Annotated in this window: 25 protein-coding genes; 15 read left to right on the top strand and 10 right to left on the bottom strand. The window is 67.4% G+C overall.

Going from position 1 to position 23,938, the window contains the following annotated elements; genetic code table 11:
- The first annotated feature begins 13 nt into the window (after positions 1–13).
- On the top strand, positions 14–952 hold the full coding sequence (locus MGN01_RS13580) for a class I SAM-dependent DNA methyltransferase (protein ID WP_147047170.1): 939 nt from the start codon (positions 14–16) through the stop codon (positions 950–952).
- 202 nt (positions 953–1,154) lie between these two features.
- Here MGN01_RS13580 and arfB read toward each other — a convergent pair whose 3' ends face one another.
- Both arfB and MGN01_RS13570 read right to left on the bottom strand, forming a co-directional pair.
- Complete coding sequence (gene arfB / locus MGN01_RS13575) at positions 1,155–1,577, bottom strand: alternative ribosome rescue aminoacyl-tRNA hydrolase ArfB (protein ID WP_147047169.1); 423 nt, start codon at positions 1,575–1,577, stop codon at positions 1,155–1,157.
- A 10-nt stretch (positions 1,578–1,587) separates the two neighbouring features.
- Positions 1,588–1,872 (bottom strand): BolA family protein, encoded by a 285-nt coding sequence (locus MGN01_RS13570; protein WP_147047166.1) that lies wholly within the window; start codon positions 1,870–1,872, stop codon positions 1,588–1,590.
- Positions 1,873–1,993: 121 nt separating this feature from the next.
- Here MGN01_RS13570 and MGN01_RS13565 point away from each other — a divergent pair, with 121 nt between their 5' ends.
- From MGN01_RS13565 to cobT, 3 genes are all read left to right on the top strand, one after another.
- Positions 1,994–2,656, top strand: coding sequence for a J domain-containing protein (locus MGN01_RS13565; protein ID WP_147047164.1), 663 nt, complete (start codon positions 1,994–1,996; stop codon positions 2,654–2,656).
- Between the two features lie 205 nt (positions 2,657–2,861).
- On the top strand, positions 2,862–3,845 hold the full coding sequence (gene cobS / locus MGN01_RS13560; protein ID WP_147047162.1) for a cobaltochelatase subunit CobS: 984 nt from the start codon (positions 2,862–2,864) through the stop codon (positions 3,843–3,845).
- A gap of 13 nt (positions 3,846–3,858) precedes the next feature.
- Complete coding sequence (gene cobT / locus MGN01_RS13555; RefSeq protein WP_147047160.1) at positions 3,859–5,766, top strand: cobaltochelatase subunit CobT; 1,908 nt, start codon at positions 3,859–3,861, stop codon at positions 5,764–5,766.
- A 35-nt stretch (positions 5,767–5,801) separates the two neighbouring features.
- Here the strand turns inward: cobT and MGN01_RS13550 are convergent, their stop codons facing one another.
- From MGN01_RS13550 to MGN01_RS13540, 3 genes are all read right to left on the bottom strand, one after another.
- Positions 5,802–6,731 (bottom strand): AEC family transporter, encoded by a 930-nt coding sequence (locus tag MGN01_RS13550; RefSeq protein ID WP_147047158.1) that lies wholly within the window; start codon positions 6,729–6,731, stop codon positions 5,802–5,804.
- Between the two features lie 106 nt (positions 6,732–6,837).
- Positions 6,838–7,143, bottom strand: a complete 306-nt coding sequence (gene rpmB / locus MGN01_RS13545; protein ID WP_147047157.1) for a 50S ribosomal protein L28 — start codon at positions 7,141–7,143, stop codon at positions 6,838–6,840.
- A gap of 191 nt (positions 7,144–7,334) precedes the next feature.
- Positions 7,335–7,994 (bottom strand): glutathione S-transferase family protein, encoded by a 660-nt coding sequence (locus tag MGN01_RS13540; RefSeq protein WP_147047156.1) that lies wholly within the window; start codon positions 7,992–7,994, stop codon positions 7,335–7,337.
- Between the two features lie 173 nt (positions 7,995–8,167).
- On the opposite strand from MGN01_RS13540, the gene hemB reads away from it, so the two are divergent.
- The 4 genes from hemB (at position 8,168) to MGN01_RS13520 (ending at position 11,129) form a co-directional block, all read left to right on the top strand.
- Positions 8,168–9,220: a porphobilinogen synthase gene (hemB, locus tag MGN01_RS13535; protein ID WP_147047155.1), complete on the top strand. Its 1,053-nt coding sequence runs from the start codon at positions 8,168–8,170 to the stop codon at positions 9,218–9,220.
- A 10-nt stretch (positions 9,221–9,230) separates the two neighbouring features.
- Positions 9,231–9,602, top strand: coding sequence for a hypothetical protein (locus MGN01_RS13530; protein ID WP_147047154.1), 372 nt, complete (start codon positions 9,231–9,233; stop codon positions 9,600–9,602).
- Positions 9,603–9,775: 173 nt separating this feature from the next.
- Positions 9,776–10,261, top strand: a complete 486-nt coding sequence (locus tag MGN01_RS13525; RefSeq protein WP_147047153.1) for an RDD family protein — start codon at positions 9,776–9,778, stop codon at positions 10,259–10,261.
- Positions 10,262–10,382: 121 nt separating this feature from the next.
- Positions 10,383–11,129, top strand: coding sequence for an arginyltransferase (locus MGN01_RS13520; protein ID WP_147047152.1), 747 nt, complete (start codon positions 10,383–10,385; stop codon positions 11,127–11,129).
- Between the two features lie 40 nt (positions 11,130–11,169).
- On the opposite strand, the gene ypfJ is transcribed toward MGN01_RS13520, so the two are convergent.
- Together ypfJ and MGN01_RS13510 are read right to left on the bottom strand one after the other, a co-directional pair.
- A complete protein-coding gene (gene ypfJ, locus MGN01_RS13515) occupies positions 11,170–12,078 on the bottom strand; it encodes a KPN_02809 family neutral zinc metallopeptidase (RefSeq protein ID WP_147047151.1) in 909 nt (302 codons plus the stop codon).
- Positions 12,079–12,177: 99 nt separating this feature from the next.
- Positions 12,178–13,056 carry a uracil-DNA glycosylase gene (locus MGN01_RS13510; protein ID WP_147047150.1) on the bottom strand — a complete coding sequence of 293 codons (879 nt, stop codon included), beginning with the start codon at positions 13,054–13,056 and terminating at the stop codon, positions 12,178–12,180.
- Positions 13,057–13,274: 218 nt separating this feature from the next.
- On the opposite strand from MGN01_RS13510, the gene MGN01_RS13505 reads away from it, so the two are divergent.
- The 3 genes from MGN01_RS13505 (at position 13,275) to MGN01_RS13495 (ending at position 18,142) form a co-directional block, all read left to right on the top strand.
- Positions 13,275–14,948 (top strand): electron transfer flavoprotein-ubiquinone oxidoreductase, encoded by a 1,674-nt coding sequence (locus tag MGN01_RS13505; protein ID WP_147047149.1) that lies wholly within the window; start codon positions 13,275–13,277, stop codon positions 14,946–14,948.
- A gap of 338 nt (positions 14,949–15,286) precedes the next feature.
- Positions 15,287–17,185, top strand: a complete 1,899-nt coding sequence (locus MGN01_RS13500) for a tetratricopeptide repeat protein (RefSeq protein ID WP_147047148.1) — start codon at positions 15,287–15,289, stop codon at positions 17,183–17,185.
- 81 nt (positions 17,186–17,266) lie between these two features.
- The gene (locus MGN01_RS13495; protein ID WP_147047147.1) at positions 17,267–18,142 is read left to right on the top strand and encodes a 4-(cytidine 5'-diphospho)-2-C-methyl-D-erythritol kinase; all 876 of its coding nucleotides are present in this window, start codon (positions 17,267–17,269) and stop codon (positions 18,140–18,142) included.
- A gap of 9 nt (positions 18,143–18,151) precedes the next feature.
- On the opposite strand, the gene MGN01_RS13490 is transcribed toward MGN01_RS13495, so the two are convergent.
- Positions 18,152–19,174 (bottom strand): polyprenyl synthetase family protein, encoded by a 1,023-nt coding sequence (locus tag MGN01_RS13490; protein WP_170245973.1) that lies wholly within the window; start codon positions 19,172–19,174, stop codon positions 18,152–18,154.
- A gap of 180 nt (positions 19,175–19,354) precedes the next feature.
- Between MGN01_RS13490 and MGN01_RS13485 the strand changes: the two genes are divergently transcribed.
- The gene (locus MGN01_RS13485; RefSeq protein ID WP_147047145.1) at positions 19,355–19,588 is read left to right on the top strand and encodes a putative signal transducing protein; all 234 of its coding nucleotides are present in this window, start codon (positions 19,355–19,357) and stop codon (positions 19,586–19,588) included.
- Positions 19,572–20,327, top strand: a complete 756-nt coding sequence (locus MGN01_RS13480; RefSeq protein ID WP_147047144.1) for a tRNA1(Val) (adenine(37)-N6)-methyltransferase — start codon at positions 19,572–19,574, stop codon at positions 20,325–20,327. Before MGN01_RS13485 ends, MGN01_RS13480 begins: the two co-directional genes overlap by 17 nt.
- A gap of 38 nt (positions 20,328–20,365) precedes the next feature.
- On the opposite strand, the gene MGN01_RS13475 is transcribed toward MGN01_RS13480, so the two are convergent.
- Complete coding sequence (locus tag MGN01_RS13475) at positions 20,366–20,641, bottom strand: hypothetical protein (RefSeq protein WP_176599829.1); 276 nt, start codon at positions 20,639–20,641, stop codon at positions 20,366–20,368.
- A 355-nt stretch (positions 20,642–20,996) separates the two neighbouring features.
- Between MGN01_RS13475 and MGN01_RS13470 the strand changes: the two genes are divergently transcribed.
- A complete protein-coding gene (locus MGN01_RS13470; protein WP_147047143.1) occupies positions 20,997–21,860 on the top strand; it encodes a S49 family peptidase in 864 nt (287 codons plus the stop codon).
- Here the strand turns inward: MGN01_RS13470 and MGN01_RS13465 are convergent, their stop codons facing one another.
- Complete coding sequence (locus tag MGN01_RS13465; protein WP_147047142.1) at positions 21,861–22,115, bottom strand: hypothetical protein; 255 nt, start codon at positions 22,113–22,115, stop codon at positions 21,861–21,863.
- 299 nt (positions 22,116–22,414) lie between these two features.
- On the opposite strand from MGN01_RS13465, the gene glpD reads away from it, so the two are divergent.
- Positions 22,415–23,923, top strand: coding sequence for a glycerol-3-phosphate dehydrogenase (glpD, locus tag MGN01_RS13460; protein ID WP_147047141.1), 1,509 nt, complete (start codon positions 22,415–22,417; stop codon positions 23,921–23,923).
- Positions 23,924–23,938: the final 15 nt, after the last annotated feature.

Genomic DNA, 23,938 nt, shown 5'->3' with positions numbered 1-23,938 from the left:
CATCCCAGACACCATGTCCCGCCAACGTTCGTCCGGTGACCTCCTCGCCGATCGCCGCTTCGCCTATGCGCAGGCCTGCCTGGCGGAGGGCGACGCACAGGGCGCCGCCGAGATGGCCGAGCAGGCCATCGAACGCGCACCCCGCTACGCACCGGCCTGGTTCCTGCTCGGCCGGGCACGCGAAGCCTTGTCTCTCGGCTCGGGGACGCCTGAAGAGGGAGAGGCAGCCCGCACGGCCTACGCCACTGCCCTCGACATCGACCCCGACGATGCGCTCGGCGCCCGGCTGCATCTGGCCGAGCTCGGTGCGGGCGACGCGCTCGCCGCAATCACGCCCTCCTACGTACGAGCGCTGTTCGACGGCTATGCCGCACGCTTCGAGCGTCACCTCGTCGGCGACCTGCGCTACCGCGGGCCGGAGCTGATCCTGCAGGCGCTCGACGCCCTGCCCGACGCGCCGGGCCGGTTCGAGACGGCGCTCGATCTCGGCTGCGGCACCGGTTTGATGGGACGCGCGCTCGCCGGCCGCGTGGGCACGCTGGCCGGTGTCGATCTCTCGCCGGAGATGCTGGCCCTGGCCCGACGCAGCGGGCTCTACGCGCGGCTGTATGAGGGCGAATTGACTGCCTTCCTCGCCGACGAGCCGCCGGAGAGCGCGAGCCTCGTGATCGCGGCCGACGTGCTGATCTACCTGCCCGATCTCGTGCCGGTTTTCGCCGCCATCGGCCGCGTGCTGCGGCCGGGGGCGCTCGCCGTCGTCTCCGTCCAATCGCATGACGGTGATGGCGTCGTGCTCGGCGCGGATGGGCGCTACGCCCATGGCGATGCGCATCTGCGTGCCGCTGTCAGGGATGCCGCGCTGGACCTCGCTGCCCTACCGCATGCGGCCGTCCGGCAGCAGCGCGGCCAGGATGTGCCGGGACGGATCGCGGTGTTGCGCAAGCCTCGCTGAGGTGGCGTCTCGCGTATCGGCATGACGCTGGTCGCCTCCCTCCCACCAATCACCTCATCCTGAGGTGCCCGCGCCAGCAGGCCTCGAAGGAGGGCTCCAGGGATCGCGCGGCCGGCTGGAGGCCTCCTTCGAGACTTCGCTTTGCTTTGCACCTCAGAATGAGAGCATGGGTGGCGTCAGGGACAGGCGCGCTCGAGCGGCTTCAGTCGCCGCCGATATCGCCGCGCATGCGCTTGACCGCGCCGCGGCGGCTCTTGGATTCGAGCCGCCTCGTCTTCGATGCGAGCGTCGGCCGCGTCGCGCGCCGCGTCTTTGGCGGCACGGCGGCCTCGGCGACCAGGGCCGCGAGGCGCTCGCGGGCGTCGGCCCGGTTGCGCTCCTGGGTGCGGAACTGGCGCGCATCGATGACGAGCACGCCGTCATCGGTGAGGCGGCGGCCGGCGAGCTTCATCAGCCGGATGGCAACCGCATTCGGCAGGGAGGGCGAGCGGCGCACGTCGAAGCGCAGCTGGACGGCGCTCGCCACCTTGTTGACGTTCTGGCCGCCCGGCCCGGAGGCACGCACGAAACTCTCTTCGAGCTCGGCCTCGTCGATGGCGATCTGCGGCGTGCATTGGAGCGCCATCGGAGAGAGCTCAGCCGGCCTCGGCCGGCGTGCGCGCCTTGAGCGCGAGGGCATGCAGGCCGCGCTCGAAGGCCGGGGCGAGAACGGCGTTGACGAGGCGGTGGCGCTCGACCCGGCTCTTCCCTTCGAAGGCGGCCGAGACCACATCTACCCTGTAATGCGTTTCGCCGCCCGGCCGCGCGCCGGCATGGCCCGCATGCATGTGGGACTCGTCGACCACGTCGAGATGGGTCGGCGCGAGCTCCGCCTGCAGGGTCTGCCCGATCCAGTCCTTCAGCGTGCCCTGGCCGCTCATTCTCGTCTCCACCCGTGCTTCGGCCGGTCCGCGGCTCGACCCGTCAAGCCCGAAACCATGCATGCGGCATCAGGCCCGCCGGCCTTGCCTCTCCGGTTCTGCCTCTCATAATCGCACCGTTATGGATCTCAACTCGCCGCTGTTCGACAGCATCCGCATCAAGCCCAAATGCGACGACCCGAAATCCGGGTCGGCCAAGGACGGCGCGGGCCAGAAGACTGCGGCGGAGACGCTCTGCGAGGCGCCCGGCTGCCAGCAGCCCGGCATCTATCGCGCGCCGAAGGGCCGCAAGCACGAGGGGCAGTACCTTCGCTTCTGCATCGACCACGTGCGCGCCTACAACGCCGCCTATAACTACTTCGACGGCATGAACGACGACGCCGTTCAGGCTTTCCAGAAGGACGCGATCATCGGCCACCGTCCGACCTGGGCGATGGGCTCCGGCAGCGCCGAGCCGCGCAAGCGCCGCCGCGATGCGCAGCCCGAGCGCGACTGGGCCTATGCCGATCCGCTCGGCATACTGCGCGCGGCCGGTATCGGCGGGAACGAGCGAAAGACGACGGCGCCCGAGCCGAAGCGTCCGCGCCTGTCCTCTGCGGCGCGCAAGGCCCTCGACGTTCTCGGCCTCGACGAGAATGCGGATACGGCGGCGATCAAGGCGCAGTACAAGGTGCTGGTGAAACGCTTCCACCCTGACGCCAATGGCGGCGACCGCTCCTTCGAGGATCGCCTGCGCGACATCATCCGTGCCCACGACATCCTGCGGGCCGCCAATCTCTGCTGAGCGAGGCGCGCGCTCACGGCATGAAGGATGCTACCTCGTGGGGGGCGGCAATCCGGCTGCCGAGAATTATATCCGCCCTGCCCCCTTGGCGGTTGTGGGAAGCCGCGACTAAGGAGGGCATCGGAATTCCGTCCAGCGGCCTGTCCCAGAGCCAGGCGCAAGCCAGCGATTGACGCGGGCGCACGCGCCCCGAAGAGGCCTATACATGCTTTCTGACGACACCTACGCCTCGCTCCCGGACCGGGAAGTCTCCGTCCGCGAGGCCTTTGGAATCGATCTCGACCTCAAGGTGCCGGCCTTCTCCGAGGCCGACGAGCACGTGCCGGATCGCGACGAAGACTACATCTTCGACCGTGAGACCACGCTCTCGATCCTGGCGGGCTTCGCCAAGAACCGCCGCGTGATGGTCACCGGCTATCACGGCACCGGCAAGTCGACCCATATCGAGCAGGTCGCCTCGCGGCTGAACTGGCCCTGCGTGCGGGTGAACCTCGACAGCCACATCTCGCGCATTGACCTCGTCGGCAAGGACGCCATCGTCCTCAAGGACGGCAAGCAGGTGACTGCCTTCCAGGACGGCATCCTGCCCTGGGCGCTGCAGAACAACGTCGCGCTCGTCTTCGACGAGTACGATGCCGGCCGACCGGACGTGATGTTCGTGATCCAGCGCGTGCTGGAAGTCTCCGGCCGCCTGACGCTGCTCGACCAGAAGCGCGTGATCCGCCCTCACCCGGCCTTCCGGCTCTTCGCCACCGCCAACACGGTGGGCCTCGGCGATACCTCGGGCCTCTATCACGGCACGCAGCAGATCAATCAGGGCCAGATGGACCGCTGGTCGATCGTCACGACGCTGAACTACCTGCCGCATGACCGCGAGGTGGACATCATCCTGTCCAAGGCGGTTCATTACCGCAACGAGCAGGGCAAGGACCTCGTCAACCGGATGGTGCGCGTGGCGGACCTGACCCGCAACGCCTTCATCAACGGCGACCTCTCCACCGTGATGAGCCCGCGTACGGTGATCACCTGGGCCGAGAACGCCGACATCTTCAAGGATATCGGCTTCGCCTTCCGCGTGACCTTCCTGAACAAGTGCGACGAGCTGGAACGGCCCCTGGTGGCCGAGTTCTATCAGCGCGCCTTCGGCAAGGAGCTGCCGGAAAGCGCGGTGAACGTAGCCCTGAGCTGACAGGCACGCCCTTTTGTCTATCCCCAACCGCAGCAAGGTCACTGCCACACGCGAGCCCGTCGCGGAGCCGTTGAAGCGCTCCGTGGCCGGCTGCCTGCGGGCCATCGCCCGCCGGTCGGAGGTCGAGGTCACCTATGCGAGCGATCGCCCTGCCCTGCTCGGCGACAAGGCCCGCCTGCCGGAGCCGGCTCGCAAGCTGACGGCGGAAGACGTCGCGGTGCTGCGCGGCCATTCGGACGCGATGGCGCTGCGGCTGGGCTGCCACGATGTCGGCGTGCATCGCCGCCTCGCGCCGGAGAGTGCTCAGGCCCGTGCCGTGTTCGACGCCGTCGAGCAGGCGCGCGTCGAGGCGATCGGCTCGCGCCGCATGGCCGGCGTCGCCTCCAACATCACGGCGATGCTCGAGGACCGCTACCATCGCGGCGGGCGCTACGAGGACATCACCGACCGGGCCGACGCGCCGATGGAGGATGCCGTCGCGCTGATGGTGCGCGAGCGCCTGACCGGACAACGCCCTCCGGCTGCCGCGCGAAAGATCGTCGATCTCTGGCGCGAGCATATCGAGGAAAAGGCCGGCAAGAATCTCGACGGGCTGCTCGGCTCGCTCGAGAACCAGCGCGCCTTCGCGCGCTCGGTGCGCGACCTGCTGACCTCCCTCGACATGGCGGACGAGACGCCGTTCGACCCGGATGACGACGAGAACGAGGACGAGTCGGAGAACCAGGACGACGAGCAGCAGCCGAGCGAGGGCGACGCAGAGGAGCAGTCGCAGGGCGACCGCGCCGAGATCGAGGTGTCCGAGGAGGAAGCCAAGGATCTCGACGAGGGCGCGACCGAATCCGCCGATGCGCCGTCCGGCGAATTGCCCGACGAGGCGGACGATGCCGATTCGGAGCAGGCCTCGGAGAATGCTCGCCCGCCGACGCCGCGCCCCAACCAGGTCATCGGTCCCGAGTACAAGGTCTACAATCCGCGCTTCGACGAGGAGGTCTACGCCGAGGACCTCTGCGATGCCGAAGAGCTGACGCGGCTGCGGTCCTATCTCGACAAGCAGCTCGCCCATCTACAGGGCGTGGTCGGCCGGCTGGCCAACCGGCTGCAGCGCCGCCTGCTCGCCCAGCAGAACCGCGCCTGGGACTTCGACCTCGAAGAAGGCCAGCTCGATCCTGCCCGGCTCGTGCGCGTGGTCATGGACCCGTTCCAGCCCCTCTCCTTCAAGCAGGAGAAGGACACGAACTTCCGCGACACCGTCGTCACGCTGCTGCTCGATAATTCGGGCTCGATGCGCGGCCGGCCGATCACGGTGGCTGCGACCTGCGCCGACATCCTGGCACGCACGCTGGAGCGTTGCGGCGTCAAGGTCGAGATCCTCGGTTTCACGACGCGGGCCTGGAAGGGCGGGCAGTCGCGCGAGGCCTGGCTCGCAAGCGGCAAGCCGTCCTCCCCCGGCCGCCTGAACGACCTGCGCCACATCATCTACAAGCCTGCCGACGCCCCCTGGCGCCGCGCGCGGAAGAACCTCGGGCTGATGATGCGCGAGGGCCTGCTCAAGGAGAACATCGACGGCGAGGCGCTCGACTGGGCGCATAAGCGCCTGATCGCGCGCCCGGAGCAGCGCAAGATCATGATGGTGATCTCCGACGGCGCCCCGGTCGACGATTCGACGCTCTCGGTGAATCCCGGAAACTACCTCGAACGGCACCTGCGCTGGATGATCGAGGAGATCGAGACGCGCTCGCCAGTCGAGCTCCTCGCCATCGGCATCGGCCACGACGTCACGCGCTACTATCGGCGCGCGGTGACGATCGTCGACGCCGAGGAACTCGGCGGGGTGATGACCGAGAAGCTGGCGGAGCTGTTCGAGGAGGATGCGCGTGGTCCCTCGATGACGTCGCGAGTCATGCGCGCCGCCCGTCGGTAACGAGACGTCTCAGCGGCTCGTGCCGGCGGGAGCGATCACGCCCGCCCGAGCACCAGCAGCCATCCCACCGTGGTGGCAGCTCCGGCAATCGTCGAGACGAGGAGCGAGGCGGCGATCACGCCCTGCTCGGTCCGGTAGCGCGCAGCGAGCAGGTACGAGTTGATCCCCACCGGCATCGCCGCGAACAGCACGGCCACGCCTGCATAGGCCGTCGGCATCGTGAAGACGTGGAAGGCGAGTACGTAGACCGCGAGCGGGTGCACGCCGAGCTTCAGGGCCGCGATGATGCTGGCGCCCGGCAGGTCGTGCAGCACGCGGTAGCGCCTCAGGGCGGCGCCGAGCGCGATCAGCGCGCAGGTCGAGGCCGTGCTCCCGATGTCGGAGAGCAGCGTCTTGACCATTCCGCCCGGGATGATTCCGAAGACCTTCATGGCCATGCCGGTCAGGAGCGCCAGGAAGATCGGGTTCTTGATCAGGACGAGACCAAGGCCCTGGAGCCTGTCCTTGAGGGAGCGGTTGCCGTCCGCCTCGATCAGGAAGGTCGCCGCTCCCATCATCAGCGGCAGGTGCACGGCGAGCAGCATGAAGAGCGGAAAGGCGCCGTCCTCGCCATAGGCCTGCAGAATCATCGGCACGCCGACGAAGATCGTGTTCGACTGGCTCGCGGCGAAGCCGTGCAGGACCGCGCCGCGCCGGTCGACGCCCTCGCGCCGTATGCCGATGAACGAGGCCGTGGCCCAGGCAACGGCCACGCCGCCGAAATAGCTGAACCAGTAGCCCCAGGCGATCTCGCCGCTCATGCCGGGCCGCGTCAGCGTCGTGATGATCAGCGCTGGGATGGCGATGGCGAAAACGTATTCCGAGAGTCCCTCACTGACGCGCTCGGAGAGCACCCCGGTGAGGGCGGCGAGCCAGCCGATCACCACGAGGCCGAAGATCGGGATGACGAGCGTCAGCGCGGTCATGGATCACATCAGGCATGACGAAGCCGCCGAGGCGCAGGCGCCCGGCGGCTTTCGTTGTCGGATCGAGAGACGGGTGCCGAGGCGATGCCGCGGCAGGCCGGGGCGATCAGGCCGCGGCGGTTTCCGAGGTCTCGCCGAGCTTCTTCTGGATCTCGCGCTTCAGGAGCTTGGCGTTCTGCGACAGCTCGATCTCGCGCGCCTTCACGAGGAAGGCGTCGAGGCCGCCGCGGTGCTCAACCGAGCGCAGGGCGTGCGCGGTGACGCGCAGGCGGACGCGGCGGTTCAACGAATCCGACGTCAGGGTGACGTTGACCAGATTCGGCAGGAACCGGCACTTGGTCTTGCGGTTCGAGTGGCTCACGAGGTGGCCGACCTGCACGGCTTTGCCCGTGAGTTCGCAGCGGCGCGACATTGACGTTTATCCCGTATCGTTCCGCGAACAAGCGACGCGCCGGTCCGTTTTGCGAGCGATGAGCGGCTCTCACCGCGCACTCGAAAAACCCGCGCATGAATTCGATGAAGTCCAGCGGAGTCCTGTTGAAGGCGCGAGGCTATAGGGGACAGCGCCCTGTTCCGTCAAGGCAAACCTCGCTCTCGCAACGCCTAATCCGCGTGGCTCGGCACGCCTCCTGGAAACAGGTGACGGTATGGCCGTGCGCCATCCACTGCCCGCTTCACCGAGGGCCGTTCCCTGAGCCGCGCCAGATAGGCCTTGAGATGCGGATGGCTCGCATCGATCGGCTGCACCCAGTCGGCATAGAACAGGAAGGGGCCAGCCCCACAATCCGCAAGGCTGAACGCGTCGCCCACCGCCCATGTCCGGGTCGCCATCCTGTCGTCGAGCCAGCGATAGGCGGTGGCGAGCATGGCCCGCGCATCCGCGACTCCATGCGGGTCGTGGGCGTCCGGCCCTCGCATCCGGTCGGCGACGATCTTCTGCTGACGCGTCGACACGTAGTTGTCGAGGAAGCGGTCGAGGAGTCGGACGTCGAGCCGCACGTCCGGGTCTTCGGGCAGGAGCCGCACGACGCCGGGGTAATAAAGGTCCAGATACTCGATGATGATGCTGGCCTCTGGGATCGTCGCTCCACGGGCGTCGTCGACGAGCAGCGGAAATTTTCCGATGGGCCACATCGCCTTGAAGGCGCCGAAGGTCGTCTGATCGAGCAGCACCGACTCGAGCGGCGTCCCGGTCTCGTAGAGGGCGATCATTGCCTTCCAGGAATACGAGGAGAACGGGTGCGCGTGCAGGGTCAGCGTCATGATGGATCCTGGGTCGTGCTGCGGTCTTATCCTTCGAAGGACGATCGAGCCGGCGTCGATCCGACACGGTGAAATGAGCGGCACGAGGTTTTTAGTGGGATTCGGGATGTGATAGGGCCCGCCTCACTGGGACTCCCGCTTAAGCGCGGGGTCCGCGTCTGGAGCCGCTGCCGATGTCGAACGAACCGCGCCAGCTCGCCGTCGAGACGGCGCGAGAGGCGGCGCCCGGTGCGAGCTCCCTCAACCTCGCCCAGCGCCCGCGCCGCAACCGCAAGGCCGATTGGTCTCGTCGCCTCGTCCGCGAGCACACGCTCTCGGTCGACGACCTGATCTGGCCGCTCTTCGTCATCGAGGGCGAGCGACGGCGCGAGCCGATCGCCTCAATGCCGGGCGTCGAGCGCCGCAGCGTCGACGAGGTGGTGCGCGATGCCGAGAAGGCTGCCCGACTCGGCATCCCGGCGATCTCGCTGTTCCCCTACACCGCCGCCGACCTGCGCGATCCGACCGGCTCCGAGGCCCTCAATCGCGAGAACCTCGTCTGCCGCGCCGTACGAGCGGTGAAGAAGGCCGTGCCCGAAATCGGCATCATGACCGACGTGGCCCTCGACCCTTATACGAGCCACGGCCATGACGGGCTGATCGAGGACGGCGCCATTCTCAACGACGAGACCGTGGCCGTGCTGGTCGAGCAGAGCCTGATCCAGGCCGAGGCCGGCACCGACATCATCGCGCCCTCGGACATGATGGACGGCCGCGTCGGTGCCATCCGCGCGGGGCTCGACAGGGCGGGGTTCCGCGACGTCCAGATCATGGCATACGCGGCCAAGTATGCGAGCGCCTTCTACGGCCCATTCCGCGACGCCATCGGCACCAAGGCGGCCCTCGTCGGCGACAAGCGCACCTACCAGATGGATCCCGGCAACGGCCACGAAGCCCTGCGCGAGGTCGCCCTCGACCTCGCTGAGGGTGCCGATTCGGTGATGGTGAAGCCGGGGATGCCGTATCTCGATATCATCCGCCGCGTGAAGGATGAGTTCGGCGTGCCGACCTTCGCCTACCAGGTGTCCGGCGAGTACGCGATGATCGAAGCCGCCGCCAACAATAGTTGGCTCGACGGCGACCGCGCCATGACCGAGAGCCTCCTCGCCTTCAAACGTGCCGGGGCCGACGGGGTCCTGACCTACTACGCCGTGCGTGTGGCGGAGCGCCTGCGCGCCAGTGCATGACCGTGTCCGGATGGGGGCGGGAGCCGCCCTCACCCTTGTCCTGCTCTTCACCCTGTCGAACTGCGAGAAGGGTCTCGATGCACGCCGGGCGGCGGTCTGCCGACGTGCCGTGCCGGCTCTCGTTCCGCCGAATGCGGCCGTCACCCTTCTGCGTGTCGGCACCGGGCCGGGCGCCGACAGCATTCGTGTCGACTACCGGCTGACGGGCAGCCCGGATGCCTCCTCGAAGGCGCGCTGGCTTATCTGCGGCTTCGGACCGGGTTCGAGCCTCGAATCGATCGTCACCGAGTCGGGGTCTGTCAGCGGCGCCTCGGTCTACCTGCTCCGGCATTACTATCTCGACACGCCCGAGGCGGTCGAGGCTGATCCGGGGAAGAGCTAGCCACCGTCCTGCCATTGCGAGCGTAAGAGACGCGATCTGGGGCTACGCCCGCAATGCCTGCCCGTTGATGCCGGATTGTTCGCCTTCGGCTCGCAATCACGGCGGGGTCTTGGCACCGTTCCTGCTGCCCACCATCTCTCGACAGCACTGTCCTCCTTCTTGGAGCCTCGACCATGTCGAACCCACAGCCCGGTTTTGCGGAGCGCTACGACAATACCGGCTATCCCGGCGCGCTGCCCGTGCCCTACCTGCGGGCGAGCCTTGGCGGTCGCACCGTCGCCTACCTGTTCGACATCGCCTTCATCTTCCTGTTCACGGCGATCCTGGCCACGGCCATCGCAGTGATCGGGCTGCTGACCTTCGGCTTCGGCTGGACGCTGTTCGCGGTCCTGCCGGCGAGCGGCATCATCTACAGTGCCATCACCGTCGGCGGCGCGCGCCAGAGCACCTGGGGCATGCGGATGCTCGGCCTGCGCGTGGTGGCTCCGGAGAGCGGCGCGCGAGTCGATATGCTGACCGCGGCGATCCACGCGCTGCTGTTCTACGTGGCGATCTCGACCTTCCTGCTCTGGTGCGTCGACGTCGTGTTCGGCCTGCTGCGGCCGGATCGTCGCCTCGGCCACGATCTGATCCTCGGGCTCGCCGTCGTCCGAGCCTGATTTTTGCGTGCCCGAACCTGCGGCACCTGCCACGAAGCCCATTGAGCGGCGCGGCGATGCCGCTACACTCGGAGGTCGGAGCGGTATGGCCCGCTCTGGCGGTTTCTAGGCATCGATCGGCGTGACGAGTCATCCGCGCGACACACCGCAATTCTACCTGACGGCCCCCTCCCCCTGCCCCTATTTGGAGGGTCAGGAGGAGCGGAAGGTGTTCACGCACCTCGTCGGGCGCCGCGCCCGCGACCTCAACGAGATCCTGACCCAGGGCGGCTTCCGCCGCTCGCAGACCATCGCCTACAGGCCGGCCTGCGAATCCTGCCGTGCCTGCATCTCGGTGCGCGTCATCGTCGATGACTTCCGGCCCACCGCCAGCCAGAGGCGCATCCTCCAGCGCAGCGCCGACCTCGTCGGCTCGCCGGAGCCCAACAGGCCCGCCTCGGAGCAATACGCCCTGTTCCGACGCTACCTCGACGCCCGGCACGGGGATGGCGGCATGGTCGACATGACCGTGCTCGACTACGCGATGATGGTCGAGGACAGCCACGTCGACACGCATCTCGTCGTGTATCGCCGGCGCGGCCCCGACACCGCCATCAACGGCCGCGGCCGTGGCGGTCCGGTCGCCGTCTGCCTGACGGACGTGCTCGCCGACGGCCTGTCGATGGTCTACTCGTTCTACGACCCGGACGAGGCCGCGCGCTCGCTCGGCACCTACATGATCCTCGATCACATCCGCCGGGCTCAGGAGATGGGCCTGCCCTATCTGTACCTCGGCTACTGGGTCGAGGGCTCGCGCAAGATGGACTACAAGGCCCGCTTCCGCCCGCAGGAGCGGCTCATGCCGCAGGGTTGGGCGCGGGTGGAGTAGCCCGCGCTGCCCTAACCTTCTCCCGCGGCGGGGAGGTTTCTCAGCCCCTCGCGGCCCGGAACGTATCGCAGCTCCTGGTCTGCCCGCTCTTGTAGCCCGTCATGAACCACCGCATGCGTTGCTCCGACGAGCCGTGCGTGAAGCTGTCGGGCACCGCGTAGCCCTGGCTCTTTTCCTGCAGCTTGTCGTCGCCGATGGCGCTGGCGGCGTTGAGGGCCTCCTGGATGTCGCTCTGGTCGAGCGAGTTCCACCGGTCGTTCGAACTCTTGGCCCAGACGCCGGCGAGGCAATCGGCCATCAGCTCGACGCGCACGGAGAGCTGGTTCGCTTCCGTCCTGCTGCTCGCGGCCTGCTGGCGGCCCTGGACCTTGCCGAGGATGCCGAGCACGTCCTGCACGTGGTGGCCGACCTCATGGGCGACGACGTAGGCGTAGGCGAAATCACCCTTCACGCCGAACTTCGTCTGCATCTCCTTGAAGAAGGTCGTGTCGAGATAGACCTTCTTGTCGATCGGGCAGTAGAACGGCCCCATCGCCGCGCGCGCGTCACCGCAGCCCGAGCGGGTGCCGCCTTGGTAGAGCACCATCGTCGTCGGCGTGTACTGTTTGCCCGTCTGGTTCGGCAGGACCTCTTTCCAGACATCCTCGGTATTGCCGAGGATCGCCGCCGCGAACTTTCCGGATTGATCGGTCGGCGCCTGCCGGCGTCGGGCCTGTGTCTCCGGATCGACGCGCTGCTCCCGCTGCATGCCGCCACCGCCGCCGGTGATCTGCGAGTAGCCGCCGATCAGGATCGCCGGGTTGATGCCCGTGGCCCAGCCGATGATGCACAGGATGACGATGGTGCCGATGCCGAGGCCGCCGGCACCGCCACCAGGAAAGCCCATGCCGCCGCCCTCGCCGCGGCGGTCTTCGATGTTGTCCGAGCTGCGGAAGTCTTCCCAACGCATGGTCGTCTCGTCCCGTTCGATGCCGCCGGGGCGAGGCCGGCGTCTGACGTGAGAATGATCTGAGGAAAAATACGGTTCCGCTTGAACCGGTAACCCCTATCAGGTCGTGGCGTCGAGCGCCGCTCGCAAAGCGCGGAAATCACGCCAGGCCAGGCGCTTCTGCACCGGTTGGCGTAGCAGATAGGCCGGATGCAGGGTGGCGAGGGCCCGGATCTCGCGGCCGTCCGGCAACGTGTAGGGGAAGAAACGCCCGCGCGCCCGGAGGATCCCCTCCTTGGTGCCGGTCAGCGTCTGGGTGGAAGGCGCGCCGAGGCAGACGAGGATCTCCGGATTGGCCAGGGCGATCTGCCGTTCGATGAAGGGCCGGCAGATGGCCACCTCCTGCGGCGTCGGGTTGCGATTCCCCGGCGGGCGCCAGGGCACGATGTTGGCGATGTAGGCGCTCGTCCGGTCGAGCCCGATCGCGGCCATCATCCGATCGAGGAGCTGACCAGACCGGCCCATGAAAGGCTTGCCGACCCGGTCCTCGTCGGCCCCCGGCGCTTCGCCGACGAACATGACGCGCGCCTCCGGATTACCGTCGGCGAAGACCAGGTTCTTCGCGGTGAAGCGCAGGCCGCACCCCTCGAAATCCCTCAGCAGCGCTTCGAGCGCCTCCAGCGATTGCATCTCCGCCGCCTTGGCGCGTGCGTCGACCGCAGCCTCCTCGGGCTTTGCCGAGGCCGAGCCACCGAAGGTGCGCTGCGTCGGCGGTCTAGGCTCGGGAGACGCCCCGCGAATGGGCAGCGGCTCACGACGAAGCTCCGGCTTGGCAGCGGCCGAACCGGGTCCGCTCGCCTCGTTGGCCGGCGGCGGGAGGTCGGCTTCCGCGAAGCGATCGTGCGGCTTTTCGTCGAGGGTGATGTCGACGCCCGCCTCCGAGTGGAAATCGAGGAGCGCGATCAGGTCGGAGCGGTCGGGGCCGAGGGACGCCATCATGCTGATGTGGCGCGCCTCGGCGCTGTGGACAACACTTCGCGCGCCAGGCGCCAAGACCTTTTGTCGTTGAGGCGTTTGGTCGACCAAGGTCTCTTCTACCAGAGACGACTTGCCATCCTAGTTTGGAATGGGTTGAGAGACATCTTGAGCATATGCGCCCGCGCCGGCTTTGCCCGTGAGGTCGGCCGCGCCCAGGCACGATTTGGAGGATCGAGAGGATGGCGTTGCCGGAACGCGAAGGCATGGACTTCGACGTCGTGGTCGTCGGCGCAGGACCGGCCGGCCTCGCCACCGCGATCCGGCTGAAACAGATCTCCGCCGAGAAGGGTGAGGAGATCAACGTCGTCGTCGTCGAGAAGGGCTCCGAGGTCGGCGCGCACATCCTGTCGGGCGCCGTGATCGACCCGTCCGGCCTCGACGTATTGCTGCCCGAATGGCGCCAGGACCCGGAACGCCCGCTGAAGACCGAGGTTCAGCGCGACGAGTTCATGGTCCTCACCGCTGCCAGCGGCCTGCGGCTGCCGAACATGTTCTTCCCCAAGTTCATGTCGAACCACGGCAACTTCGTCGGCTCGCTCTCGAACCTGACCAAATATCTCGGTGCCCAGGCCGAGGCGCTCGGCGTCGAGATCTATCCGGGCTTCCCGGCCTCCGAAGTGCTCTACGACGAGAACGGTGCCGTCATCGGCATCGCCACCGGCGATCTCGGCATCTCGCGCAGCGGCGAGCCGCGTGACGACTTCACCCGCGGCATGGAGCTGCGCGGCAAGTATACGGTGTTCGGTGAGGGCGCGCGCGGCTCGCTCACCAAGACGCTGATCGACCGCTTCGCCCTGAACAAGGACAGCGACCACCAGAAATACGGTCTCGGCATCAAGGAGCTGTGGCAGCTTGCGCCAGACAAGTTCGAGCCGGGCCTCGTCCAGCACACCATGGGCTGGCCGCTGCCGAACAAGGCGGGCGGCGGCTCCTGGCTGTACCATTTCGATGAGGGGCTGCTCTCGGTCGGCTTCGTCACCCACCTGAACTACGAGAACCCCACGCTCTCACCGTTCGAGGAGTTCCAGCGCTTCAAGACGCACCCCATGATCCGCGAGGTTTTCGAGGGCGCCAAGCGCATCGGCTACGGCGCCCGCGCGATCATGGAGGGCGGCTGGCAGTCGGTGCCGAAGCTGGTCTTCCCGGGTGGTTGCCTCGTGGGCGATTCAGCCGGCTTCGTGAACGTGCCGCGCATCAAGGGCTCGCACAATGCCATCCAGTCCGGGATGCAGGCGGCCGAGGCCATTGCAGCCGCGCTGCAGGCCGGCCGCCAGGGCGACGAGCTGACGGTCTACGACCAGGGCTGGCGCGACAGTCCGATCGGGCGTGACCTCAAGCCGGTGCGCAACGTGAAGCCGCTCTGGTCGAAATACGGCACGCTGGTCGGTGTCGGCCTCGGCGGGCTCGACATGTGGACGAACAGCCTCGCCGACGCCTCGCTGTTCGGCACGCTCAAGCATGGCAAGCCGGACCATGCCTGCCTGAAGCCGCTCTCCGAGGTGCAGCCAATCAAGTACCCGAAGCCCGACGGCAAGCTCACCTTCGACCGGCTGTCGTCGGTCTACCTGTCCAACACGAATCACGAGGAGGATCAGCCGGTCCACCTCAAGGTGAAGGACATGACCCTGCAGAAGACCTCCGAGCACGACGTGTTCGGCGGTCCCTCCGGCCGCTACTGCCCGGCCGGCGTCTATGAGTGGGTGGAGGACGCCTCTGCCAGCGACGGCGTGCGCTACCAGATCAACGCGCAGAACTGCGTCCACTGCAAGACCTGCGACATCAAGGACCCGAACCAGAACATCAACTGGGAAACCCCGGAAGGACCGGGCGGGCCGAACTACACCAACCTGTAATTCCCCCCTGTGATGAGGGGTGAAACGATGCAGTCCAGGCAACTCGGGCGACGCTGACCAATGGCGCTCGTCTGCTCCGCTGGGCGAGCTGCGCTGACGGATCGCGCGCCATGCTTTCGCCGCTCCGCCATGGCTTGCGGAGATAGCGGAAGGGATTAGTGTCCGCGGCCACACCGGCGCGGGCCGTTCGCCAGCGCACGAGAGCACGCGTCGGGCGACGAAATAGAAACGGTTTTTCGCCTGAAGCCTGCTCTAACCGTTTGAATCGATCATGTTTTCTGCCTTTTGATTGGTTCGGTCAGAACGCAGCATGATCTAAGGAGCCGTATCTGGTGATCATGAACGGAAACGCACGCCGCTGGACCCTTTCGGCGCTCGCCCTGCTCCTGGCCTCCTCCGTGCCGGTCAGCCTTGCCGCGGCAGCCGCGCAGCCGCGCGAATCGTCGCCGATCTCCGAGTACGAGCCGGCGGAATCCCTCGAAGGCAACTTCCTTTCCGCCTATATCGCGGGTGCCGCCAAGGACACCGCGGCCGCCGCGAGCTTCTACCGCGAGGCGGTGAAGGGCGATCCGCGCAACGCAGAGCTGCTGGAGCGCGCTTTCGTGTCGCTGCTCGCCGACGGCGCGATGACCGACGCCTTCCGCGCCGCCGAGCGCCTCTCGACCCGCGAGGGCGCGAACGGCCTCGCCCAGCTCTCGCTCGGCGTTCGCCAGCTCAAGGCGGGGCAGTATTCGGCCGCGCGCCAGAGCTTCGGCCGCAGCGGCAAGGGTGCCGCCGCCGACCTGACCGCGACGCTGCTCACCGCCTGGTCCTATGCCGGTGCGAATGACGGCAAGCGCGCGCTGGAGACCGTGAACAAGTTGCGCGGTGAGCGCTACTTCAACGTCTTTCGCGACTATCACGCCGGACTGATCGCCAACCTCGTCGGCGACAAGGCGGAAGCCGAGCGTCGCCTCAAGGCCGCCTACGATGCCGACCACAACACCCTGCGCATCGTTGACGGCTACGCGCGCTTCCAGGCCGCGGCCGGCAAGACCGACCTCGCCATCCAGGCCTATACCGACTTCGACAAGGTCCTGCCGCGCCACCCGATCGTCACCGACGCCCTCGACAAGCTGAAGAACGGCAAGCCCCTCGGCCAGCTGATCAACTTGGCTCAGGAAGGCGCCTCCGAGGTGCTTTACGGGCTCGGCTCCGCCGGCTCGACCCAGGGCGATGAGTTGCCGGCCGTGGTCTATCTCCGGCTCGCCCTCTACCTGAACCCGGATCACGGCGTCGCTCGCTTGACGCTGGCCGATACGCTCGACCGGATGAAGCAGGTCGACCGCGCGAACGAAGCCTACGCCCAGATCCCGGCTGGCTCGCCGCTCAAGCTCAACGCCGACATCCAGATCGGCCTGAACCTCGAACAGATGGGCAAGGGCGAGGAGGCGCTGCAGCACCTCAATGCCGTCCAGAAGGAGCGCCCCGACAACATCGACGTGATCTCGGCCCTCGGCAACGTCCAGCGCTCGCGTAAGAACTTCGCCGATGCCGCCGAGACTTACAGTCGCGCGATCAAGCTGATCGGCCCCGGTCAGGAGGCGAGCTACTGGACCCTGTTCTATTTCCGCGGCACCGCCTACGAGCGCGCCGGCGAGTGGCCCAAGGCCGAGGCCGATCTCAAGAAGGCGCTCGACCTGATCTCGCCAACCCAGCCTGCCGCGCGGGCCCAGGTGCTCAATTACCTAGCCTATTCGTGGGTCGACCGGAACATGAACATCGACGAGAGCTTCAAGATGCTGAAGCAGGCCGTCGAGCTCTCGCCGCGCGATGGTATGATCATCGACAGCCTCGGCTGGGCCTATTTCCGTCTCGGCCGCTGGGACGATGCTGTGCGCGAGCTGGAGAAGGCCGTCGAGCTGAAGCCCGGCGATCCGACCATCAATGATCACCTCGGTGACGGCTACTGGCGTACCGGCCGCCGGCTGGAGGGCAAGTTCCAGTGGCAGCACGCCAAGGACCTGAACCCCGAGCCGGATGATCTCGCCAAGATCAACGCGAAGCTGAAGGACGGCCTGCCCGAGCTCGAAAAGCCGGCCGTGACCGCACAGAACCCGCCCGCCCCGGCCGAACAGACCCCTGCCCCGGTAGCCGCTCCGCACAACGCCGAGAACCCCGAGCTGCCGAAGGGTGCGCCTGCTCCGAGCGAGCCGCCGGGCGCCGCGGACAAGGTGGAGAAGAAGCCGGGCGGCTAGCCACCAGCTCGGCTTGCTTGCCGGGCCGAGCGCGGTCGCCTATGGCCGCGCTTCGATCTCGATGAGCCCAAGCGAAGTTTCGTGACCGCCCTGACCACCCTGGCACCGGCCAAGATCAACCTGACGCTGCATGTCCTGGGACGGCGCGCGGGCGACGGCTACCATGCGCTGGAAAGCCTCGTCGCTTTTGCGCGCGTGGGGGATACGCTCTCGCTGGAACCGGGCGACGCGCTGAGCCTGGACGTGTCCGGCCCGACGGCGGGAACGGCAGGGCCTACCGACGACAACCTTGTTCTGCGTGCCGCTCGCCACCTCGCAGCGGGTGTACCCGGGCTTCGGGTCGGCGCTTTCAAGCTCGACAAGCGGTTGCCGGTAGCGGCCGGCATCGGCGGGGGCTCGTCCGATGCCGCAGCCGCCCTCCGCCTGCTGGCGCAGCTCAACGACCTTCCGCTCGATCACCCGGCCATCGTCGCGTCGGCGCGTGCGGCGGGTGCCGATGTGCCGGTCTGCCTTGATCCGCGGGCACGCATGATGCGTGGGGCGGGCGAGGAACTCGGTCCCGCGCTGGGTCTGGCGCCGCTGCCGGTGCTGCTGATCAATCCCGGCGTGCCAGTCTCGACAGCTCCCGTATTCGAGGCGCTCGGACTTCGCGTCGGCGAGACGCTGTCAGGCGCCGATCACCCGGTCATCGCGCCCGGTCTCGATCTCAACGGCGTCCTCGCGGCGATCGCGCCTGCGCGCAACGATCTCGAAGCCCCGGCGCTGACCGTAGCGCCGATTGTCGGTGACGCTCTCAGAGACCTGCGCGATCAGCCGGGCTGCCGGCTCGCGCGGATGTCGGGTTCGGGTGCGACAGTTTTTGCGGTGTTTACCGGCGAACTGGCCGCCGAAAGCGCCGCGCGGACGATCCGTGCGTCACGGCCGGCCTGGTGGGTCGAGCCCACGACGCTGAGCTGATCGCGCGCCTCAGTGCGCGCGAGCGATGCAGAAATCGACGACCTGCAGCAACGCCGTCTTCACCGGCCCGTTCGGAAACAGCGCCAGGGCGTCGCGGGCCATGGCACCGTAATGGCGAGCGCGCTCCGTGGTGTCTTCGAGGGCGCGGTGCCGGCGCAGGATGTTGAGCGCCGTTTCGAGATCGCCATCCTCGATCACGCCGTCCTGCAGCGTGCGCCGCCAGAAGGTGCGCTCCTCCTCGGAGCCGCGCCGGAAAGCGAGCACGATGGGCAGAGTGATCTTGCCCTCGCGGAAATCATCGCCGACGTTCTTGCCGAGGCTGGCGCTCGTGCCACCGTAATCGAGCACGTCGTCGACGAGTTGGAAGGCAATGCCGAGGTTCATGCCGTAGGAACGGCAGGCCGCTTGCTCGGCGCGTGGACGCTCGGCCAGGACCGGCCCGACCTCGCAGGCGGCTGCGAACAGCTCGGCGGTCTTGCCGCGGATCACGGCGAGGTACTCGTCCTCGCTGGTCTCGGTATTCTTGGCCGCGGTGAGCTGCATCACCTCGCCCTCGGCGATCACTGTCGCGGCGGAGGACAGGATGTCGAGTGCGCGCAGCGAGCCGACCTCGACCATCATCCGGAAGGCTTGGCCGAGCAGGAAGTCGCCGACGAGCACGCTCGCCTCGTTGCCCCATTTGATGCGGGCAGCGACGCGGCCGCGTCGCATGTCGCTCTCGTCCACGACATCGTCATGCAGGAGCGTCGCCGTGTGCATGAACTCGACACTGGCCGCGAGCTTCACCGCGCCGTCACCGCCGCGATAGCCACAGAGATCGGCGCAGGCGAGTGTCAGGATCGGTCGCAGGCGCTTGCCACCGGAGGCGATCAGGTGCTGCGCCACCTCCGGGATCATGGTGACCGCCGAGCCGGTGCGCGACAGGATCGTCGTGTTCACCCGCTCCATGCCGCCCGCGACGAGGGCGACGAGATCGTTCAAGGAGCTTTCCGGATCGGAGCGGCTCTCATCGAGGGAAACCACGACGCCCAATACGCACCTGCCTGCAAGCGTGTCCGCGCGGGCCGAGCCCGCTTTCGGAGATTTCTGACCCCTTCGCACGGGCGATGCGGCCCCGCAACATGCACAGGGTCCCATGGGGCGCGGCACACCCGTGCGTGAACGCCCTGTGGATGGTAGAGCAAGCACTTAGAGCAGGGATGCCGAACGCCCGTGACCGAGTTGATCCGCACCAACGACATCGTCCTGATCGGTTTCGCGCGCTCGCTCCTCGAAGGCGCCGACATCCCGGTGTTCGTCGCAGATGAGCATATGAGCTTGATGGAGGGCTCGATCGGCGCGTTCGGGCGCCGCCTGCTCGTTCCCGATGATCACAGCCCGCAGGCGCGGCGCATTCTCGTCGATGCCGGCCTCGCGGCGGAGCTCCGCGATGACGGGGCCCGCTGATACGGATCGCTGGCTCGGCGGCCGTCTGACCCTACGGCAGCCGCCACGCGGCGGGCACCGGGCCGGCACCGATGCCGTGCTGCTCGCGCGCCTGTTCGATCCGCCGGCCGGCGCGGTGATCTGCGATCTCGGCGCCGCGACCGGCGCGGTCGGACTCGCCTATGCCGCCCTCCATCCGGATTGCCGCGTGGTCCTGGTAGAGAAGGAGGAGCAGCTTGCTGCGCTGGCGCGTCAGAACGCTGCCGAAAACGACCTCGCCGAGCGCGTCGCGGTGATCGAAGCCGACGTGCTGGTGCCGGGCGCCGGGCGTCGCGCGGCGGGCCTCCTGCCCGACATGGCCGACATCCTTGTGACGAACCCGCCCTTCTTCGAAGCGGGCCGGCATCGTCCCTCGCCGATTGCCGAGAAAGCCTCCGCGCACACCTTCGAGGACGGTGCGTTGGATGGCTGGCTGCGCACCTGCGCCGACCTGCTGCGTCCAGGGGGCAGGCTCGGGCTGATCCACCGCGCCGACACTCTGCCGGATTGCCTCGATGCCATGGGCCGGCGTTTCGGTAGCATCGCGGTGAGGCCGGTTCAAGCAGCACCGGATCGTCCTGCGATCCGCGTACTGATCCAGGCCGTGAAGGGCAGCCGTGGGCCGTTTTCGCTGCTGGCACCGCTGGTGCTCCACGACAGATCCGGCCGGTTCACGCCGGACGTCGAGGCGCTGCATCGCGGCGACGTCCGGTGTCCATAAAAAAGGGGCGCTCGTGAGCGCCCCCAATGCCGTCAAAATCAGAAGTAAAACCGCCGACGGTGGTAGTAACGCGGGCGATAGTAATAGCGCGGACGATAGTAGTACGGGCGATAATACCGCGGGCGGTAATAGTAGCGCGGGCGATAGTACCTGCGCCGGACGAAGTAGTAATAGGCCTTCTCAACGGTCGGAGCCGGGCTGGTCTCGGCCACGATTCCTGCGGCCGGCATCGGCGCAGCATGGGCGGTTGCGCTGAGGCCGATCGCGCCTCCGAGCATACCGATGATCAACATCATCAAACGTAAGGTACGCATAACGTCTTGCTTCCTCCGCTGAGTGGCCGCCCAAAGGCACGGTCGTGGCGCGTGGACGGATCGCGACTCGACACGTGCGTATGATCCATAAACAACGCTCAATGGGAATTGTCGATTTGTCCGCAACTATGTTTTGATTGTGGTTGAAGCACGTAGTTGCGGCCGCTGGCGTCTTGTGCCGGTACAGCGGCTTTGCTGCCGACGGACACGCGTAATACCAACGTGATCAGACAGTTGATGGCGAACGAGGCGCCCGCCTTCCCTGATCGATGCCGGCTGCAGCGGATCATAGTGGCGGGACGTCTCGCTGCGCTTTACGCAGGTCATCGACCCATTTCCCCGGATCTTGAACACGATGCCGAGCACCACCGCGATCACCGACAGCCTGCGCCGTTTCCTTCCCGCGCGCTGGCGGCAGGCGCCGCCGTGCGTGGCGGTGCTGCGGCTCAGCGGGGCGATCGGCGCGGTCTCGCCGATCCGGCCGGGCCTCTCGATCGCGACACTGGCGGCAGGCCTGGAGCGGGCCTTCTCCATGCCGCGTGCCTCCGCGGTGGCGCTGATCATCAACTCGCCCGGCGGTTCGGCAGCGCAGTCGCACCTGATCTATCGCCGGATCCGGGCGCTCTCGGTCGAGAAGAAGCTTCCGGTTTTCGCCTTCGTGGAGGATGTCGCCGCGAGCGGCGGCTACATGATCGCCTGCGCCGCCGACGAGATCATCGCCGATCCAGCCTCGCTGGTCGGCTCGATTGGTGTGGTCTCGGCGGGGTTCGGCTTCGACAAGCTGATCGAGCGGATCGGCATAGAGCGCCGCGTCCACACGCAGGGCGAGGCCAAGGCGATGCTCGACCCCTTCCGGCCCGAAGACCCGGCCGATGTGAAGCGTCTGAAGGTCATCCAGGCCGACATCCAGGCCCTGTTCACGAGCCTTGTCACCGAGCGTCGCCCGCAACTGTCGAGCGGCCAGAACCTGTTCACCGGCGCGGTCTGGAGCGGCCGTCAGGCGCTCGATCTCGGACTCGTCGATGCCCTCGGCGATCTGCGGACCACCTTGCGGGCCCGGTTCGGCGAGAAGGTCGAACTCAAGCTCATTGCCGAGGCTAAGGGCTCGTTCCTGGCGCGCCTGCTGCGAAGGGGTGGCCCCGGCGTCGCGGCATACATGCCGGATGCCTTGATCGCGGCGATCGAGGAGCGCGCCGCCTGGGCCCGCTTCGGTCTCTGATCAACGTTCGCTGGCGATGCAGGCGGCTGGGCCGGTAATGTAGCCGCTATAGACGACGCGGACCTTGCGGTTGCAGACTTCCGGTGCCGCGCTGTTGGCGACCGGTGCGACCTCGACGGGCGTCACTGCCACAGCCTGGGTGACGGTCTCCTGGCCGTCGGAGGTAGCCAGCGCATTGGCGGCGCCCATGACCATCGGGGTGGCCAGGAGCGAGGTGGCAACGAGAGCGGCGAAAACAGTGTAGCCCTGGCGCATGACGGGTAGCCCAACTATTCGTCCACCGTCCGGGTGGAGCTTGACCGTTTGATTGCTGCATCAACTTGGCAGTAATCTTCTGGTTCCGGTTTGGCTGGGTTCAGCGGCCAAGGATGTGCAGGCCCGCACGCGCAGCCGGTCGAGCAAGGTTAGACAGTGGGCGTCGAGGTGTGATGGTGCACGCCAGCCGTCGCGAAGTATTTTCGGACGGTCGCGATGCCGTTGAAGAGGCCTCGAACATTTCGGTGCGCACCGTATGATCCGGGATCGGATCCACGCCCGCGTTCGGAGAGATCGTCTTGCAGCCTGCCTATGATCTGCTCGTCATCGGCGGCGGTATCAACGGTGCGGGCATCGCGCGAGATGCGGCGGGGCGGGGTCTGAAGGTGCTGCTCTGCGAGCGCGGAGATCTCGCCCAGTTCACCTCGTCATCGAGCACGAAGCTCATCCACGGCGGCCTACGCTATCTCGAATATTACGAGTTTCGCCTCGTTCGTGAGGCCCTGGCCGAGCGGGAGCGGCTTCTTCGGCTCGCCCCTCACATCATCTGGCCGTTGCGCTTCGTGCTGCCCCACGACGAGGGCCTGCGCCCGGCCTGGATGCTGCGGGCCGGGCTGTTCCTCTACGATCATCTCGCGCGGCTGCGAACGCTTCCGGGCTCGAATTCCGTGCGTTTGCGAACCTCGCCGCTCGGCGCGCCTCTGCAGGAGCGTCTGACCAAGGGTTTTGTCTATTCGGACTGCTGGGTCGAGGACAGCCGGCTCGTCGTCCTCAACGCCATGGATGCGCGTGCGCGCGGGGCCGACATTCGAACACGAACCGGTGTCGTCTCTGCGCGCCGCGAGGGCGATGCCTGGCTCGCCGACCTTCATGACAAGAGAACGGGCGCCACCGGAACCATTCGTGCCAGGGCCGTCGTCAACGCCGCCGGCCCCTGGGTCAGCGAGACGCTCGGCCAGACGCTGGGCATCAATAGCCGGGCAGCGGTGCGCCTGATCAAGGGCAGCCACATCGTCGTGAGGCGGCTGTTTGAGGGCGAGCAGGCCTACATCCTGCAGCAGCCCGACCAGCGCATCGTCTTCGCGATTCCCTACGAGCGCGACTTCACCCTGATCGGCACCACCGACGTGCCCTATGAGCACAAGCCCGGCGCGGCGACGATCTCGCCGGAAGAGACGGCCTATCTCTGCGACTGCATCAATCGCTCCTTCTCGAAAAACATCGCGCCGGGCGACGTCGTCTGGAGCTATTCCGGCGTGCGCCCGCTCTACGACGACGCGGCGGCCAATGCCTCTGCCATCACGCGTGACTACGTGCTCGAGGTCTCCGATCAGGGCGGCAGCCCGCCAGTGCTGTCGGTCTTCGGCGGCAAGATCACGACCTATCGCCGGCTCGCCGAACACGCGGTCGAGAAGCTCAAGGCGTACTTTCCCCGTCTGAAACCGGCATGGACGGGCGACGTGGCGCTACCGGGCGGCGACATGCCGGACGCGGATTTCAACGCCTTCCTGGCCGCTCTGCAATCCGAGGCCCCGTTCCTGCCGGCCGAAACCGCACGGCGGCTGGCGCGAGCCTACGGAACGCGAGCGCGGGAGATCGTCCGGAATGCTGGATCGCTCGCAGATCTCGGCGAGAGCTTCGACGGCGGCCTGACCGCGCGGGAAGTTGACTACCTTCGCGACCAGGAATGGGCGATCACTGCGGACGACATCCTGTGGCGCCGCTCCAAGCTCGGCCTGCGCACCAGTGCAGGCAGCGAGGCACGCCTGCAGGCTTACCTGGACGGGAAGGCCGCGGAGGCCGCCTGACGCGATGAGACGGCC

Source organism: Methylobacterium gnaphalii (assembly GCF_007992215.1).
Classification (GTDB): domain Bacteria; phylum Pseudomonadota; class Alphaproteobacteria; order Rhizobiales; family Beijerinckiaceae; genus Methylobacterium; species Methylobacterium gnaphalii.
The sequence above is the reverse complement of the archived record's forward strand: the minus strand, read 5'-3'. Positions and strand labels throughout refer to the sequence as shown.